Origin of the sequence: Paraburkholderia sp. BL27I4N3 (genome assembly GCF_003386115.1) — a bacterium.
In the GTDB taxonomy this organism is placed as follows: Bacteria; Pseudomonadota; Gammaproteobacteria; order Burkholderiales; family Burkholderiaceae; genus Paraburkholderia.
On sequence record NZ_QREJ01000001.1, the window covers coordinates 7,546,683 to 7,561,934 of the forward strand.

Below are 15,252 nucleotides of genomic sequence, written 5' to 3' on the forward strand. Positions count from 1 at the left end.
ACCATGAACTTCCAGTTGAATTCGGAACAGCAGATGCTGCAGGACAGCGTACGTCGCTACATCGCGCGAGCGTATGCATTCGACAGACGCACCGCGCAGGTCAAGGCGGGCTGCGATCATCACGCGCGGAACTGGTCCTCGTTCGCCGAGAACGGCTGGCTTGCCGCGGCGTTGCCGGAAGAGTACGGCGGTCTGGGCGGATCGTTGCTCGACACCGTGTTGATCGCGCAGGAGCTGGGTCGGGGGCTGGTGGTCGATCCCTTCGTCGGCTGCGCGGTGCTGGCGGTGCAGACCTTCGTGGCGGCGGCCACGCCCGCGCAGATGGATGTGCTCTTGCCACGTATCGCCGAGGGCACGTGTCGTATCGCGCTCGCGTACCAGGAGGCTTCGTCGCGCGGCAATCCGGCGGTCGTCGAGACGCTCGCGACTCGCGATGCAAACGGCTTCCGGCTCCACGGACAGAAGACGGCCGTGCTGGGTGCGCCCGGCGCAGATCAGTTCATCGTATCGGCGCGCATCGCGGGCAACGGTGCAAGCGGCGACCACCCGGCGCTCTTCCTCGTCGACGCTACGATGCAAGGCGTGACGGTGCGCCCGGTGCCGCTGCATGACGGAAGCTGGGCCGCGCAGTTGCAACTCGACGGCGTGCAGGTCGGCCAGCAAGCGGCGCTGGGCGATCCGGGGTGTGGTCTGAGCGCGCTTCGCCACGGCCTTGCTCACGGAACCGCCGCGCTGTGCGCGGAGCTCGTGGGCTCGATGGAAGCAGCGGTCGTAGCAACGGCGGAGTTTCTGAGGGTACGCAAGCAATTCGGCGTACCGATTGGCAGTTTTCAGGCGTTGCAGCACCGGATGGCCGACATGGCCGCCGAGATGGAGCTTGCACGCTCAATGCTGTATGTGCTGCTGGCATCGCTCGAAAACGACGATGAAGCGACGCGTCAGCACACGGTATCGGCGGCCAAGGCGCTGATCGGCCGGACGGCGAGGCAGGTATGCGGTCAGGCAATTCAGTTGCACGGCGGGATCGGCATGACCGAGGAATACACGATTGGCCACTATTTCAAACGCGCCGTCGTTGGCGACCTTCTGTACGGGACCAGCGACCAGCACGACGCATATTGCGCGGCCTCGCTGCGCGATGCGTTGAGTTTGTCCACGGAAAACGCATGAAACATTACGAAAGCATCGAAGCCCTCAAGCCGCTTGTCGGGGAATCGATCGGCATAAGCGACTGGCTCGTCATCGATCAGCACCGCATCAATCTGTTCGCGGACTCGACCGGCGATCACCAGTGGATCCACGTCGATGTCGAGCGCGCGCGCAGCGGTCCATTCGGCATGCCGATCGCGCACGGCCTCCTGACGCTGAGCCTGCTGCCCACCTTCCTCGCGACCGCGTTCGAGGTACGTGGCATCGGTTCGGCGCTCAACTATGGCCTCAATAAGGTGCGCTTTGCGGCACCGGTTCCCGTGAACTCGCGCTTGCGCGCACAGTTCAGGCTTGTCGAATGGGACCCGCTGGGAACCACCGGCGCGCAAATCAAGCTCGAAATGATTGTTGAAATCGACGGGCAGAGCAAGCCCGCGTGTGTGGCCGAATCCATCGTGCGCTTCTTCTACTGACCCGCGCGGCTTGTACTTAAGGAGAGGGAGATAAAATGAGCATTCGCTTCGACGGCAGAGTCGCCGTTGTCACAGGAGCAGGTGCGGGCCTTGGGCGGCAACACGCACTCGCTCTTGCCGCGCGCGGGGCAGCAGTGGTGGTTAACGATTTCGGCGCAAATCGGGATGGTACCGGCGGTTCATCGTCGGCGGCGCAAGCAGTCGTGGATGAGATCCGCGCCACGGGTGGCAGCGCGATCGCGCACGGTGCCGACGTTGCCGACTATACGCAGGTCGCCGACATGGTTGCGCAGGCGATGGCCACGTTCGGCCGCGTCGATATCTTGATCAACAATGCGGGCATTCTGCGCGACAAGAGCTTCGCGAAGATGGATCTGGCGGAGTTCAAGACAGTGCTCGACGTGCATCTGATGGGCTCGGTGCATTGTACGAAAGCAGTGTGGGACATCATGCGCGAGCAAAAGTACGGCCGTATCGTCATGACGACGTCCGCCGCAGGGCTCTATGGAAACTTCGGCCAGGCGAACTACGGCGCCGCCAAAATGGCGCTGGTCGGGCTGATGAACGTGCTTCATCAGGAAGGCGTGAGGAGCAACATCAGGGTCAACACGATCGCGCCGATCGCGGCAACCCGCATGACCGAGGCATTGTTGGCCGCCGACGCGCTCGACGCCATTCGCCCCGAGCGCGTCACGCCCGGCGTGCTGTTCCTGTGCAGCGGCGACGCGCCTTCCAGGGTCGTGCTATCCGCGGGCGGGGGCTCGTTTTCAGTTGCGACAGTCATGGAGACCGCGCCTTGCCATCTGCGCGATGAGGAACTGACGCCGGAGACCATCGCTCGCCGCTTCGGCGAAATTGCCGACTGGAGCAGTGCGCGCGCGTATAGCGAAGCGGGCGAAGAGGTGCAGCGGTTCATCAATAGCGCAGTGGAAGCGTTGCGCGGATGAAAGTTTGATGTATCCGGGTGCCGTGGATGGCGCGCAAGGGGCGCTCGGCAGATGCCAAGCAGCAAGGCCGTGCCCAACGCGTCGCGATGAAGGCCAAGAATCAGTTCTGTTCCACTTGTCACCATTTCCTGCACGAGAAATGCGTCCGCAGATGCGCCGGTTGCGGTTTCAACCTCGTCGCGCATGCGGTTCAGGCGCGCTCCGATACTGTCAGTGGCCACACCGACGGCTACGCCGTCGACATCACTCTTGTGTGTGATCTTGTTAGACAGCAGCTGAGCACGACCTTGCCACCCAGCTCGCGATCAGCAGTCTCTCCGTCATTTGCGTTCGTGACGATACGTTCGTGCGCCACTGACACGCCGAAGCGCGCAAACAGCTTTTTCGCCGGCGCTTCGTTAAGTGATCCGGCGGGTAGATCGCTAACGTCGGCTTCTGCTTCGGCGTGTTGTTCGTCCGAACTCACGGCACGTTGCATGTACTCGCGATGCTGCCCCATTGCAGCTAGCGCTCTCGTTACGCTCTCTCGGGCGACGGGAAAGCGGGCACTGTCTGCTCGTTGAGCATGCGCGTGATCTCCGGCGCGTGGGGACTCACAAACGCCATTACAGGTCTGTCGCTGCCGGGCAGCGAATCGCGAATCGCGCAGGCCATCAGGTCGGGCACCGCCGGTCTGGAGTGCTCGCAGCTTTGCAGCGGTCGCCTCGTCAGGAGGTCGGGTCTCGAAGTTGCCATACCGAGACTATCGGTAACGAGCGTGCCGGCGCCGCTAGCCGAGGTCAAAATCGCCACCCGTCGTCCAGCAAGCTTGCGGTGCGCAGCGAGTGCATGAGGAATATCGAGCAGATCGGAAAACGTTGGCCTGACGCCTTACGTTCTTGCGATAAGCAGTATTGATCCCAGGTGTAATAGATCACGGCCATCCATGGTTTGCCGGCGAGACATAAGGCGTTGCCGAGCCGCGTAGAAGACGTGCGTAGAGTACGGATTGCGTACGCTGCATTCCCACCGCCATCCGAAGACCGACGGTGTCCACGAAACGCCCGGACGTCTAACGCATTCATCGTCGCCCACCTGCGCCGATTGCAATGTGTCAGGCGGTAACCGTTAGAATTGCTGCTTTAGCTAGGAATACGCCAATGTCTTTTGCCTCGCTTGGCCTGATCGATCCTTTGCTGCGTAATGTGCAGGACCTCAATTACCAGACACCTACGCCGGTGCAGGCCAAGGCGATTCCTGCTGTGCTCAGTGGCAAGGACGTCATGGCCGCGGCACAGACCGGCACGGGCAAAACGGCGGGTTTTGCGCTGCCGCTGTTGCAACGGCTGGTGCAGCACGGCCCGGCGGTGTCCAGCAACCGCGCACGTGTTCTGGTGCTGGTGCCCACGCGTGAATTGGCCGAACAGGTGCTGCAAAGCTTTATCGAGTACGGCAAAGGCCTCGACTTACGATTTCTGGCCGCCTACGGCGGCGTGAGTATCAACCCGCAGATGATGAAGCTGCGCAAAGGCGTGGATGTGCTCGTTGCCACGCCGGGCCGTTTGCTGGATCTCCATCGCCAGAACGCAGTGCAGTTCGATCAGGTACAAACGCTGGTGCTGGATGAAGCCGACCGCATGCTCGATCTGGGATTTGCGCGCGAACTCAACGCCGTCTTTGCTGCCTTGCCCGCCGAGCGCCAGACCCTGCTGTTCTCCGCCACGTTTACGGACGATATCCGCGTGATGGCGGCGGGCATTCTGCGCGGCCCGGTCAATATCAGCGTCAGCCCGCCCAACGTCACGGCCAGCAGGATCAAGCAGTGGGTGGTGCCGGTGGATAAGAAGAACAAGCCGGACCTCTTCATGCACCTTGTGGCTGAGAACAAGTGGCAGCACGCGCTGGTGTTCGTCAAAACCCGCAACGGCGTGGAATACCTCGCGGCCATGCTGGATGAAGCGGGCTATGCGGTCGACACCATCCACGGCGACAAACCGCAACCGGCGCGCCTGCGTGCGCTGGAGCGCTTCAAGACGCGCGAAGTCCAAATGCTGGTAGCCACCGATGTGGCGGCGCGCGGGCTGGATATCGACGACCTGCCGCTGGTGATCAACGTCGATCTGCCGATCGTGGCGCAAGACTATGTGCACCGTATTGGCCGTACCGGCCGCGCGGGTGCCAGCGGCGTGGCGGTGTCCCTTGTCTGCGCCGATGAAGCGCCGCAACTGGCCGCGATCGAAGCGCTGATCCGGCAAACGTTGCGCCGTGAGGAAGAGCCGGGTTTTGAAGCCGAACACCGCGTGCCGCAAACTAGCGCGACAGGCGAGATCATCAAGAAACCCAAGAAGCCTAAGAAGCCGAAAGTGCCGCAAGCTGCGCCGGGCGCAGCGCAGGTGCCCAGCAAAAAATCGCGCCCGCAAAGTGGCGAAAACAAACGCAAGCCGGCGGCGCAGGGCGCTGTGGCCGCGGGTAAAGGTACAAGCTCGTCCCGCGGTCACTCATTCGGCGTGCCAAAGCCACGCAGCAAATCCGCCAGCAAGCCGGTTGCGGAGTCACGCAAGCCGGCTGCCAGATCCGCGGGTGGCCGCGGCAAACGCTAAGCCTGTTTACACCGCGACGGTATCTGCCACTTCCTTGAAGTCTTCGATCTGGTCGAAGTTCATGTATTGGTAGATATTGTCGCTGCTGGCGGTCAGCACGCCCATGTCGGCCATGTATTCCTCTTTGGTCGGAATCTTGCCCAGACGCGAGCAGATTGCCGCCAGTTCGGCCGAGCCGAGGTACACGTTCGTGTTCTTGCCCAGACGATTCGGGAAGTTACGGGTCGACGTGGACATGACCGTCGCGCCTTCGCGCACCTGTGCCTGGTTGCCCATGCACAGCGAGCAGCCCGGCATTTCGGTGCGCGCACCGGCCGTGCCGAACACGCCGTAGTGGCCTTCCTCGGTCAGTTGCTTCTGATCCATCCTGGTGGGCGGCGCGACCCACAGCTTGACCGGAATGTCGCGCTTGCCTTCCAGCAGCTTCGACGCGGCACGGAAGTGACCGATATTGGTCATGCACGAGCCGATGAACACTTCGTCGATCTTCGCACCGGCCACGTCGGACAGCGTCTTCACGTCGTCCGGGTCGTTCGGGCAGGCGACGATCGGCTCGTGGATATCGGCGAGGTCGATCTCGATCACGGCTGCGTACTCGGCGTCCGCGTCCGGCGACAGCAGTTGCGGATCGGCGAGCCATGCTTCCATTGCCTTGATGCGGCGCTGCAGGCTGCGCGGGTCCTGATAACCCTGCGCGATCATCCACTTGAGCAGCGTGACGTTGCTGTTCAGATACTCGATGATCGGTTCCTTGTTCAGGTGCACCGTGCAGCCGGCAGCCGAACGCTCGGCCGATGCGTCCGACAGTTCGAACGCCTGCTCGACCTTCAGATCGGGCAGACCTTCGATTTCGAGCACGCGGCCCGAAAAAATGTTCTTCTTGCCTTGCTTGGCGACCGTCAGCGTGCCTTGCTTGATCGCGTACAGCGGGATCGCGTTGACGAGGTCGCGCAGGGTGACGCCCGGCTGCATTTTGCCCTTGAAGCGAACCAGCACGGATTCCGGCATGTCCAGCGGCATCGTGCCGGTGGCTGCGGCGAACGCGACCAGACCCGAACCCGCCGGGAAGCTGATGCCGATCGGGAAGCGCGTGTGCGAGTCGCCGCCGGTACCGACGGTGTCGGGCAGCAGCATACGGTTCAGCCACGAGTGGATCACGCCGTCGCCGGGACGCAGCGCGATGCCGCCACGATTGCTGATGAAGTCCGGCAGCGTGCGGTGCGTCTTCACGTCCACCGACTTCGGATAAGCGGCGGTGTGGCAGAACGACTGCATGACGAGGTCGGCGGAGAAGCCGAGGCACGCCAGGTCTTTCAGTTCGTCGCGGGTCATCGGGCCGGTGGTGTCCTGCGAGCCGACCGAGGTCATCTTCGGTTCGCAGTAGGTGCCCGGGCGCACGCCCTGGCCTTCCGGCAGGCCGCACGCACGGCCGACCATCTTCTGCGCGAGCGAGAAACCCTTGCCGCTGTCGGCCGGCTGCTGCGGCAGGCGGAACAGGGTGGACGGCGCCAGGCCGAGCGCCTCACGCGCCTTGGCGGTCAGGCCACGGCCGATGATGAGAGGAATACGGCCACCGGCGCGCACTTCGTCGAACAGCACGTCGGACTTGACCTGGAATTCGGCGATTACCGCACCGTTCTTCAGCGCTTTGCCTTCGTACGGACGCAGCTCGACCACGTCACCCATTTCCATTTGCGACACGTCGAGTTCGATCGGCAACGCGCCCGCATCTTCCATGGTGTTGTAGAAGATCGGGGCGATCTTGCCGCCGAGGCACACGCCGCCGAAGCGCTTGTTCGGGATGAAGGGGATGTCTTCGCCCGTGAACCACAGCACCGAGTTGGTAGCCGACTTACGCGAGGAGCCGGTGCCGACCACGTCGCCGACGTAGGCGACAAGATGGCCTTTTTCTTTCAGCGCCTGGATGAACTTGATCGGGCCGCGCTTGCCGTCTTCTTCCGGCGTGATGCCGGGACGCGCGTTTTTCAGCATTGCCAGCGCGTGCAAGGGGATGTCCGGGCGGGTGGTGGCGTCCGGCGCCGGCGAGAGGTCGTCCGTGTTGGTTTCGCCCGTCACCTTGAAGACGGTGATGGTCAGGCTCTGCGGCACTTCCGGACGGCTCGTGAACCATTCGGCGTCGGCCCAGCTTTGCATCACGGCCTTCGCGTTGGCGTTGCCCTGGTCGGCCAGTTCCTTGACGTCGTGGAACGCGTCGAACATCAGCAGGGTTTTCTTCAGCGCGTTGGCGGCAACGGTGCCGACTTCCGCGTCCGACAGCAGTTCGATCAGCGGCTGGATGTTGTAGCCACCCAGCATGGTGCCGAGCAGTTCCGTGGCGCGAGCGCGCGAGATCAGCGCGCAGGCGGTCTCACCCTTGGCGACGGCAGCGAGGAAGCCGGCCTTCACGCGGGCGGCTTCGTCGACGCCCGCGGGCACGCGGTTGGTGATCAGGTCGAGCAGGGTTTGCTCTTCGCCTGCGGGCGGGTTGATGAGGAGTTCAACCAGTTCGGCCGTCTGCTGGGCGGTCAGCGGCAGTGGCGGAATGCCGAGCGTGGCGCGTGCGGCTGCGTGAGCGCGAAAGTTTTCAAGCATGAAAGAACCTGCTGATGTTGGCGTTTCAGGGGATCGCTTCCGGCCCGCCATGGCTGTGCCGGATAGCGTTTGGGTGCAATTTTAAAGGGATGGGCGCTTGAGGTCAATTGTCTTATATCTTATATAAGAGTGGCCGTCGAAGAACTGGTTTTGGAAGGCCGAGAGACGCCGGCTCAACGGTGGCGTCCCTTGAAACCCGGATGAACACTGCGCACGGGCGGCTCGTGAGCCGCCCCGCCGTGCCGCGCAAGTCACCGGAATAGCATCCCTCGAATCCGACCCGATCAGCGGAACCTGCCACGCATTTGCCGCCTTCCTTGCCGAAGCGCTGGACGATCTCCATGCGCTGCGTGAAGCCGATTAGCTTTACCATGCATTGCCGTCCGACATTTTTCGCGGCCTGCTGTCCGTCAGCATGCGGCCCACGCGTCATTGTGATGGCGGCCCGATGCAGTTCACCCGCCTCAACCCATGACGGAGGCTCCTATGCAATACCTGTTGATGATCTATTCGGAAGAAAACGGCTGGAACCAGATGAGCGACAGCGAGCGGCAGCAAGGCGTCGCCGCTTATCACGCGTACACCGAATCGTTGAAAAAAGCGGACCTTCTGGTCGGCGCCAACCGGCTGCAGCACACGAACACGGCGACCACGGTGCGGCTCGTCGACGGTAAGCCGCAGGTGCTTGACGGACCGTTCTCCGATTCGAAGGAGCAGTTGGCCGGCTACTACCTGATCGATGTGCCCAACCTGGACGCGGCGATCGCGTGGGCGTCGCGTTGCCCCGGCGCGGCGCACGGCCTCATGGAGGTGCGCCCGGTCTGGACCGCTCCGTACGATGCGCCTTCCGTTGCATGAGTCAGTATGGCTGCGGCCGTGAGCGCTGACGGCGCGGCGCGTGCGATCGCCGAGGCGGTCGCGCGTCGCAGTTACGGCAAGCTCGTCGCGCTGCTGGCAATGCGCACGCGCGACGTCGCCGCGGCCGAGGACGCGCTGGCCGACGCGTTTGCGGCCGCGCTCGCCGACTGGCCGGAGCGCGGCTGCCCCGCGAATCCCGAAGCGTGGCTGATGACGGTCGCGCGGCGCCGGGCAATCGACGGCGCGCGGCATCGCCGCGTCGGCGACGAAGTGACGAACCAGCTCACGATCCTCGCCGACGAGATCGACGAGCGTGAAGCAGCCGCGTTGCCCGACCGGCGGCTTGCGCTGCTGTTCGCCTGCACGCACCCTGCGCTCGAGGCCGCGATTCGCACGCCGCTGATGCTGCAAGTCGTGCTGGGGCTCGAAGCGAAGACGATTGCCTCCGCGTTCCTGATGTCGCCGGCCGCGATGAGCAAGCGCCTCGTGCGGGCGAAGAACAAGATCCGCGCGGCGGGCATTCCGTTCAGCGTGCCCGAGCGCGAGGAGTTGCCGGACCGGCTTGCGGCGGTGCTGGAAGCGGTCTATGCGGCGTATGCGGAAGGGTGGACCGACCCGCTCGGCCGCGATACAGAGAGGCGCGATCTCACCGGCGAGGCGTTGTTCCTTGCACACCTGCTCGTCGAACTGTTGCCCGAGGAGCCGGAGACGCTGGGTCTGCTCGCGCTCATGCTGTATGCGCAGGCGCGTTGCGACGCGCGACGCAATGCGGCCGGCGACTATGTGCCGCTCTCGGCTCAGGATCCGGCGACATGGAACGCGCCCATGATCGATGCAGCCGACGCACTGTTACTGCGCGCGAGCGCATTCAACGCAATCGGACGCTTTCAGCTGGAAGCCGCGCTGCAGTCGGCGCATGTGCACCGCTGCCGCACGCATCGCTCGAACTGGGACGAGATCGTGCAGCTTTACGATGCGCTGTTCGCGATTGCAGCGTCGCCGGTGGTCGCGGTGAACCGCGCGCTCGCGCTGGCGGAACGCGACGGCCCGCTGGCGGCGCTCGACGCGCTCGAGCCGTACGCAGACGATCCGCGCCTGGCCGACTACCAGCCGTACTGGGCCGCGCGCGCCGATCTGCTCACGCGTGCCGGCGCGGCGGCTGAAGCGCTCGGCGCGTACGATCTCGCGATCGGACTCGAGCGCGATCCGTCCGTGCGCCGATTTCTGCAGCGCAAGCGCGCCGAGGTGTCATCGGCGGGAAGTTAGAAAAATCGCCCCGGCTTCTCGCTCAACGCTGCTGCTGCACGGCCAACAGCGGATTGACGACCTTCGGCGCCGCTGCCTTCTGATGCAGATCCTTGATGAACGCCTCGCTCAGCGCAATGACCTTTGCCGACGCTCGCGGATCGAAGAGCGCGTGATCGAGCTCATCGAGAACGACCGCCTTGACATGCGAAAAGCGCGACAGCTTCTTCCCGCGCTTACCGAAATGCGCATTGAGCTGATCCATTCCTTCGTCGCTTGAACCGTAGACGAAGAGAGTCCGCACGCCTTTGCGTTCGAGCGTGTGAACGACGCCGTGCGGGTGCGTCAGCGTATCGGCTTCGGCCGCGCCGGTACGGTGGCCGGATGCGTCCAGCCGATGCGAATGCAGACGCGCGAGCAGAGTTGCAGCGACGGCCTGCGCGATGGGCCGGAACTTGCGCTTTCCGCTCAGGACGAGCCACCATTTGGACGGCTTGAATATCGCGGGCCCGACACGCTTCAGCGAGTTACGCTGCAACTCCTCCAGTTCAGCCATCGACATGTGCGGGGGTATGTAAAAACGCACGATATTGACCGCGATGACGGCCGTGAGAGCCGGCTCCACGAGCGCCGCGCGCAAGGCGCTGTAGGCGCCCGAGCAGATCCCGAAGGAGATGACCGTTTGATAGCCCTTGCGCTTGAGCCAGGCGGCGGCTGTCGCGACATCCTCGATGGTCGTGGATGCGTGGATCTTCGGCACCAGATCGAGTGGTCCTTGTGGCGTACGCGGAGGACTGTCGCCGATGCCGCGCGCGTCGATGCGCATGGATGGAATGCCGCGCCGGGCCATTTCCCGCGCGATTCGAACCGAAAGCCGGCTGTCGCCATGATGCACGCTGCCGGCAGTATTGGTGATCAGCATGACGGGCCCGTACGCGATCCTGCCGCGTGGTTCGCACAGCATGCCGAACAGGCCGTTGGCGCCGAAGATGACCGGGCGCTCGCGGGCTTCGGGCGTTTCGATGATCGCTTCGTCGTCGAGGGATACGCTCGGCCGTGCGCCTCTGTTCACCTGGTTGTGGACGCGCGTTCCCGGGGCGCCGTCCACGATCCATTTGACGACCTCGTCGAACGCGCGAGCCGGCACAGTCGACGACTTCGTCTCATCCATATATTCAAGGTAGCCTTCCAGCACGCCCGTTTCGACCGCGACGCCGCGTCCGCGCAGCGTCGAACACAGCGTGGCGCTGGCGCGGGCGCGCGCATCGAGCACGAGCGCGCGCGTGAGAACCGCGGAGTGCATGTCCATCGCCTTCGACAGATCGAGCGCGTCCAGTTCACTGCAAAGCCTGTCGCTGTAAACCTGTCCCAGCACGTTGAACGGCTTGTCGCGCTGCGTTGCGCGCAAGGACGGGGCGAGATTGTCGAGCCAGACCTTGCGCACCGCCGCCAGTTCGCGCAGATAGGTGCGCCCGCGTGTGACGGGCGCGAGCAGCACGAGCGAGTCGGCCGCGCATGCACGCGACGCCAGCGCAGCGAGGGTTGCGCCGAGACGCAAGCCGCAGAGCGTCACGCTGGTCACGCCGGTTTGTTCCTTCAGGCGCTTGACGGCCGCGACGATATCGGACACGAAGGCTTCAAGGTGATGGGCATTGCCGTCGACGCCCGCGGAGTCTCCCGTTGCCAGATAGTCGAAGCGCAGTGTGGGAATACCGTACGCGGACAGTTCTTCGGCGAGATATCGGATGCCCTTGTGGCACCACGGCTCCTCATGGCCGAACGGGCTGCAGAGCACCATGCCATGCGTGCCTTCTCCAGCATGAAACCATCCAAAGCGTCCACCGAATGCGATCGGTTTCATGGCTAGCCTCGATCGGTCTGGTTGTTGTCGCCGACTGGGGCCGGGTTGCAAAAAGCGGGCGTTGCAAGGTCTTTTGCAACTGCACCGCGCAATGTTCTTGTCTCGTAGTGCATCAGTGTGAGCCTCTTTTTGTTTTGAGCGTTTTGGTCGATTGGATCGCTCTTTAGAGGCCGCTTCGGTGCGCTAAACAACATTGCATGAGGCAGAGAATGAATTTGATCTCAACAACGTTTGCCTTTTAACAAACATTCACTGATTGCGCGTATTTTTTAAAAAGTCGATTAAGGATTTACCCGTAGCTGTTACGTTTTAAAGTAATTTCACGCGCACTGTGCGAATTCGCACATAGTGCTGGCGATTGCTGAAGTAATTTATTCTCGGGGAAAATCGTTCTGCAGACAAAACCGGGACATAAAGCGGAATGAGATTGTTCGCCGGTACTCGTCCGACAAAATAAAAATACGCCAAATGCGTTGTTTGATACATGACACCGGTAAATCGATTTATCGGACAAGTAGGCGAGCGACGTTCAAACACGCTGCGCGCGCAGGTGTCCGACGCGCGCTGGAAACCGCCAATGCAGCTCGATTCGGCCTCCGCGTCGTGCGCTGGTGCGTGAAAGCGCGCATAATGCGAATTCTCCGTGTTCAGTTCCTTTCGAATAAATTACTCATATATTTATTTCTATTTAATCAGACAATAAAAATGTGTCGTTCTTGATACGTTTTTCTCGTCATACGTTTAGAAAAATTTACCATTCAACAGACAAAAGTATCGGTACGGAAGTCATTGAAAAGATGGAGGTTCAGGGAATTTGTTCCGGATCTTGTAAAAAGTATGATGATATGATGTACATATTGTAACAAGTGTGACGTAGGACTGACTTTGTTAATCTGATACGATTATTAAGAGATGGTAATAATTTACCTTCTAGCTATTACTATGCATCTCATCGGCCGCTTCAGCGCCATCGAAATGCAAGTCTGGCGAACCCTTCCGGAAGACCTGCTTTACCAATCCTGAAGTTCTCTTTGCTTTAAGCGGAGATCTCTTCGGGTATTCGCTTGCGCCCGCGCGTATTCGCATGCCGATTACGCGGGGTAACTCGTACTTAAGCGTTCGGGCTTTGCGCCCGTTATCTCGCTTAATTTCCCTATTAACGCCTGTATGGTTGCGGTCGTTCGCCTGGGCTTTGGCTTTTGATCGCGCCGGCATAGTTGGAAAGACTTGAATGATTAAGAATACACCAGCGGCAAGCCTCCCCGTTTCCAATACTGAACTCACGGTCCGTCGTAAATTTCTGACGTCGTTGTTGGCCGGCGGCGGCGCGTTCGTGCTCGCCGCATGCGGCGGTGGTGGCGATGCCGCTAGTCCCGACGCGGTCGCGGACCGATACCGACGCGGCGGCGGCGCATCGAACCCGAGCGGCGCCAGTTCGTCGAGCGGAGCGAGCGCGCCGGCAACGGCAAGCTCGCCGGCGGCGGCAAGCTCCCCCGCTGGCGCGAGCTCGCCGACGAGCACCCAGGGCGTTCTTCTCGACACGTCGTTCGGCGTAAAAGGCGATGGGACCACGAACGATCGCGTCGCACTCCAGCGCGCAATCGACGGCTCCATTGGACAGATTTTGCTGATTACCGGCAAGAGCCGGATCGATGTGGCCGGCCTCGACCTGCGCACCAATAGCCACGTGCGCTTTGCAAGCGGCGCTTCGATCAAACTGCTGGCGCACAATACCGATACGTATGAAATCCTGCGCTTGGCGGACGTGGATAATGTCACGCTTGAAAGCCCGTATCTCGACGGCAGCAAGGAATTGAATTCGGCCAAGTCGGGCGAATGGGGAATGGGGATCTCGATTAACGGCGCGACGAATTGCACCATTACGTCTCCGACCACGATCAATTGCTGGGGAGACGGCATTTATATCAACAATAGCGATAAAAAGAGCAACGGCTACAGCACGAACATCACGGTCAATTCGCACCACGCGACCGGATGCCGACGCCAGGGCGTATCGATTATCAGCGGCAGCGGCATCACGTTTAATAGTCCGCTTTGGGAAAATATCGGCGGAACGGCTCCCGGCGCCGGTCTCGATATCGAACCGAATGACAATAGCGCCGTGTTTCAAAACATCCGCATCGTCAGCCCGACGACGAATAACTGCGCCGGCGGCGGGATTAACGTTTATTTTGGCTTCTTCCCGGGTCCGGTCAACAAGACGGTCAGCATCAGCATTACCGGCCATACGGATACGGGCAGTCCCGGCGGTTCATTCAACGTGCAGGGCCTGCAATTGAATGGCTACGTCGTGAATGGATCGATTACCAGCGCCAATCCGGTCTGGAAGAAAACCGGGCTGAGCCTGGAAGACTGGGACAAGGGTGGCCCGACGGTGACGGTTACAAACGCGCGCATCGGCTGATGCAAGCGTTCTGCCGGTGGTGCGATGCCGCAACGGATCTTGCCCCGGCTGCCTGACGAGCAGGTTGGGCCGGCCTGGTGCCGGCCCAAGCGGTATTTTCAGGCTGCTGCGAAACCCGTTCGCGGTGACGCAAACTGTCCAGGACCGAGACCCTCCATCAACTGGGCTTGAATCGACGCTGGTTGTCTCGGCCGGGTGACCTTCCCTTTTTTCGGGCTATATGGCGCGTCGAAGTTTCGTGACTCGTCGAGGATGAGGGGAAGTTAAGGAAGAGTCGCGAAGCGATACAAAACGTCCAAAGCCCCTGATTCGACGTCTTCCGGAATGGGATTAAGCGCCTGCGCCCGAACGTGAATCAGCATGTCCGACACGAGTAATCTGAAACGTGCGACGCAATTCAAATCCCAGACGCTCGTACAACCCGATCGCGGCGGTGTTGTTGCTGAACACGTGGAGAAACGGCGTGTCCCCCCGTTGCTCGATCTCTCTTCGCAAGACTTTGATGAGCCGCCCCGCAAGGCCACGTCCCCGATAGTCTTCATCTACGCAAACAGCGCTGATCTCAACGTATCCGTCAACGCGCATCCGTTCGCCGGCCATTGCGATAAGACACCCCTGCTCGCGAATTCCAATGTAGTTGCCCATTTCGCCCGTTCGCTTGCCGAAAGGACCGGGTTTGGTCTTCTGGGCGAGCTCAAGCATATCTTTCCCGTCCGCGTCACCCAGGCGAATTACGTCGCGGTCGTCCGCGCTCGCTGCTGTGCGGTGCCGGGCGATCATTTGATGGATCACGCCCGCGTGTGTGGTCTGAAGCCCGTCTAGCTGACCGATCGATTCATCGGAGCGCAGCACGGCGGCCTGCTCGTGAGGCAGCAAAAGCTGAAGCAGCGCCTGATATGCCGCGGGCGTTTCCGATGCCAAGGCAGCGAAGGGCGCCACATCGAGGTGGTATCGGCGGGCAAGGGCATCGCCATATCCCAGGTGCGTCTGCTTCGTGGTGAGGGCCGCCCAGATCGGACGGTCGAGGTCAGCGTCTATCGAACCGCTCATGCTTTCTCCCTTTGCAAGCGCCACTGTGTGCAGGCGGCTTGACTGAATGATCCGCCAGCGTGTCACGCTGGCC

At 61.8% G+C, this 15,252-nt stretch carries 11 protein-coding genes and 1 pseudogene; 7 read left to right on the forward strand and 5 right to left on the reverse strand.

The window, feature by feature from the left end; genetic code table 11:
- Positions 1-3 precede the first annotated feature (3 nt).
- From B0G71_RS34230 to B0G71_RS34240, 3 genes are read left to right on the forward strand one after another with little or no spacing between them, the layout of a single operon-like run.
- The gene (locus B0G71_RS34230; RefSeq protein ID WP_116147502.1) at positions 4-1,170 is read left to right on the forward strand and encodes an acyl-CoA dehydrogenase family protein; all 1,167 of its coding nucleotides are present in this window, start codon (positions 4-6) and stop codon (positions 1,168-1,170) included.
- The gene (locus B0G71_RS34235; RefSeq protein ID WP_116147504.1) at positions 1,167-1,622 is read left to right on the forward strand and encodes a MaoC family dehydratase; all 456 of its coding nucleotides are present in this window, start codon (positions 1,167-1,169) and stop codon (positions 1,620-1,622) included. The genes B0G71_RS34230 and B0G71_RS34235 overlap by 4 nt, the downstream gene beginning before the upstream one ends.
- A 35-nt stretch (positions 1,623-1,657) precedes the next feature.
- Positions 1,658-2,569: an SDR family NAD(P)-dependent oxidoreductase gene (locus tag B0G71_RS34240; protein ID WP_116147506.1), complete on the forward strand. Its 912-nt coding sequence runs from the start codon at positions 1,658-1,660 to the stop codon at positions 2,567-2,569.
- Positions 2,570-2,685: 116 nt separating this feature from the next.
- Here B0G71_RS34240 and B0G71_RS42240 read toward each other — a convergent pair.
- Positions 2,686-2,790: pseudogene (locus B0G71_RS42240) on the reverse strand (hypothetical protein); the annotation flags it as partial.
- 918 nt (positions 2,791-3,708) lie between these two features.
- On the opposite strand from B0G71_RS42240, the gene B0G71_RS34250 reads away from it, so the two are divergent.
- Positions 3,709-5,148 (forward strand): DEAD/DEAH box helicase, encoded by a 1,440-nt coding sequence (locus B0G71_RS34250; protein ID WP_116147508.1) that lies wholly within the window; start codon positions 3,709-3,711, stop codon positions 5,146-5,148.
- A 6-nt stretch (positions 5,149-5,154) separates the two neighbouring features.
- Here B0G71_RS34250 and acnB read toward each other — a convergent pair whose 3' ends face one another.
- Complete coding sequence (gene acnB, locus B0G71_RS34255) at positions 5,155-7,740, reverse strand: bifunctional aconitate hydratase 2/2-methylisocitrate dehydratase (RefSeq protein WP_116147510.1); 2,586 nt, start codon at positions 7,738-7,740, stop codon at positions 5,155-5,157.
- 486 nt (positions 7,741-8,226) lie between these two features.
- Between acnB and B0G71_RS34265 the strand changes: the two genes are divergently transcribed.
- Both B0G71_RS34265 and B0G71_RS34270 read left to right on the forward strand, forming a co-directional pair.
- Positions 8,227-8,598 carry a YciI family protein gene (locus B0G71_RS34265; RefSeq protein ID WP_116147512.1) on the forward strand — a complete coding sequence of 124 codons (372 nt, stop codon included), beginning with the start codon at positions 8,227-8,229 and terminating at the stop codon, positions 8,596-8,598.
- Between the two features lie 6 nt (positions 8,599-8,604).
- Positions 8,605-9,864, forward strand: coding sequence for an RNA polymerase sigma factor (locus B0G71_RS34270; RefSeq protein WP_116147514.1), 1,260 nt, complete (start codon positions 8,605-8,607; stop codon positions 9,862-9,864).
- A 22-nt stretch (positions 9,865-9,886) separates the two neighbouring features.
- Here the strand turns inward: B0G71_RS34270 and B0G71_RS34275 are convergent, their stop codons facing one another.
- A complete protein-coding gene (locus B0G71_RS34275; protein WP_116147516.1) occupies positions 9,887-11,704 on the reverse strand; it encodes a serine aminopeptidase domain-containing protein in 1,818 nt (605 codons plus the stop codon).
- Positions 11,705-12,634: 930 nt separating this feature from the next.
- On the reverse strand, positions 12,635-13,345 hold the full coding sequence (locus B0G71_RS42245) for a hypothetical protein (RefSeq protein WP_258875716.1): 711 nt from the start codon (positions 13,343-13,345) through the stop codon (positions 12,635-12,637).
- On the opposite strand from B0G71_RS42245, the gene B0G71_RS34280 reads away from it, so the two are divergent.
- Complete coding sequence (locus tag B0G71_RS34280; protein ID WP_241974867.1) at positions 13,329-14,129, forward strand: hypothetical protein; 801 nt, start codon at positions 13,329-13,331, stop codon at positions 14,127-14,129. The genes B0G71_RS42245 and B0G71_RS34280 overlap by 17 nt on opposite strands.
- A 330-nt stretch (positions 14,130-14,459) precedes the next feature.
- Here the strand turns inward: B0G71_RS34280 and B0G71_RS34285 are convergent, their stop codons facing one another.
- On the reverse strand, positions 14,460-15,179 hold the full coding sequence (locus B0G71_RS34285; RefSeq protein WP_116147520.1) for a GNAT family N-acetyltransferase: 720 nt from the start codon (positions 15,177-15,179) through the stop codon (positions 14,460-14,462).
- Between the last annotated feature and the right edge of the window lie 73 nt (positions 15,180-15,252).

Excerpts from the sequence above, each read along its gene's own strand:
- B0G71_RS34230 (WP_116147502.1), top strand. The coding sequence starts at position 4 with ATGAACTTCCAGTTGAATTCGGAACAGCAGATGCTGCAGGACAGCGTA.
- B0G71_RS34235 (WP_116147504.1), top strand. The coding sequence starts at position 1,167 with ATGAAACATTACGAAAGCATCGAAGCCCTCAAGCCGCTTGTCGGGGAA.
- B0G71_RS34240 (WP_116147506.1), top strand. The coding sequence starts at position 1,658 with ATGAGCATTCGCTTCGACGGCAGAGTCGCCGTTGTCACAGGAGCAGGT.
- B0G71_RS34250 (WP_116147508.1), top strand. The coding sequence starts at position 3,709 with ATGTCTTTTGCCTCGCTTGGCCTGATCGATCCTTTGCTGCGTAATGTG.
- acnB (WP_116147510.1), bottom strand. The coding sequence starts at position 7,740 with ATGCTTGAAAACTTTCGCGCTCACGCAGCCGCACGCGCCACGCTCGGC.
- B0G71_RS34265 (WP_116147512.1), top strand. The coding sequence starts at position 8,227 with ATGCAATACCTGTTGATGATCTATTCGGAAGAAAACGGCTGGAACCAG.
- B0G71_RS34270 (WP_116147514.1), top strand. The coding sequence starts at position 8,605 with ATGGCTGCGGCCGTGAGCGCTGACGGCGCGGCGCGTGCGATCGCCGAG.
- B0G71_RS34275 (WP_116147516.1), bottom strand. The coding sequence starts at position 11,704 with ATGAAACCGATCGCATTCGGTGGACGCTTTGGATGGTTTCATGCTGGA.
- B0G71_RS34285 (WP_116147520.1), bottom strand. The coding sequence starts at position 15,179 with ATGAGCGGTTCGATAGACGCTGACCTCGACCGTCCGATCTGGGCGGCC.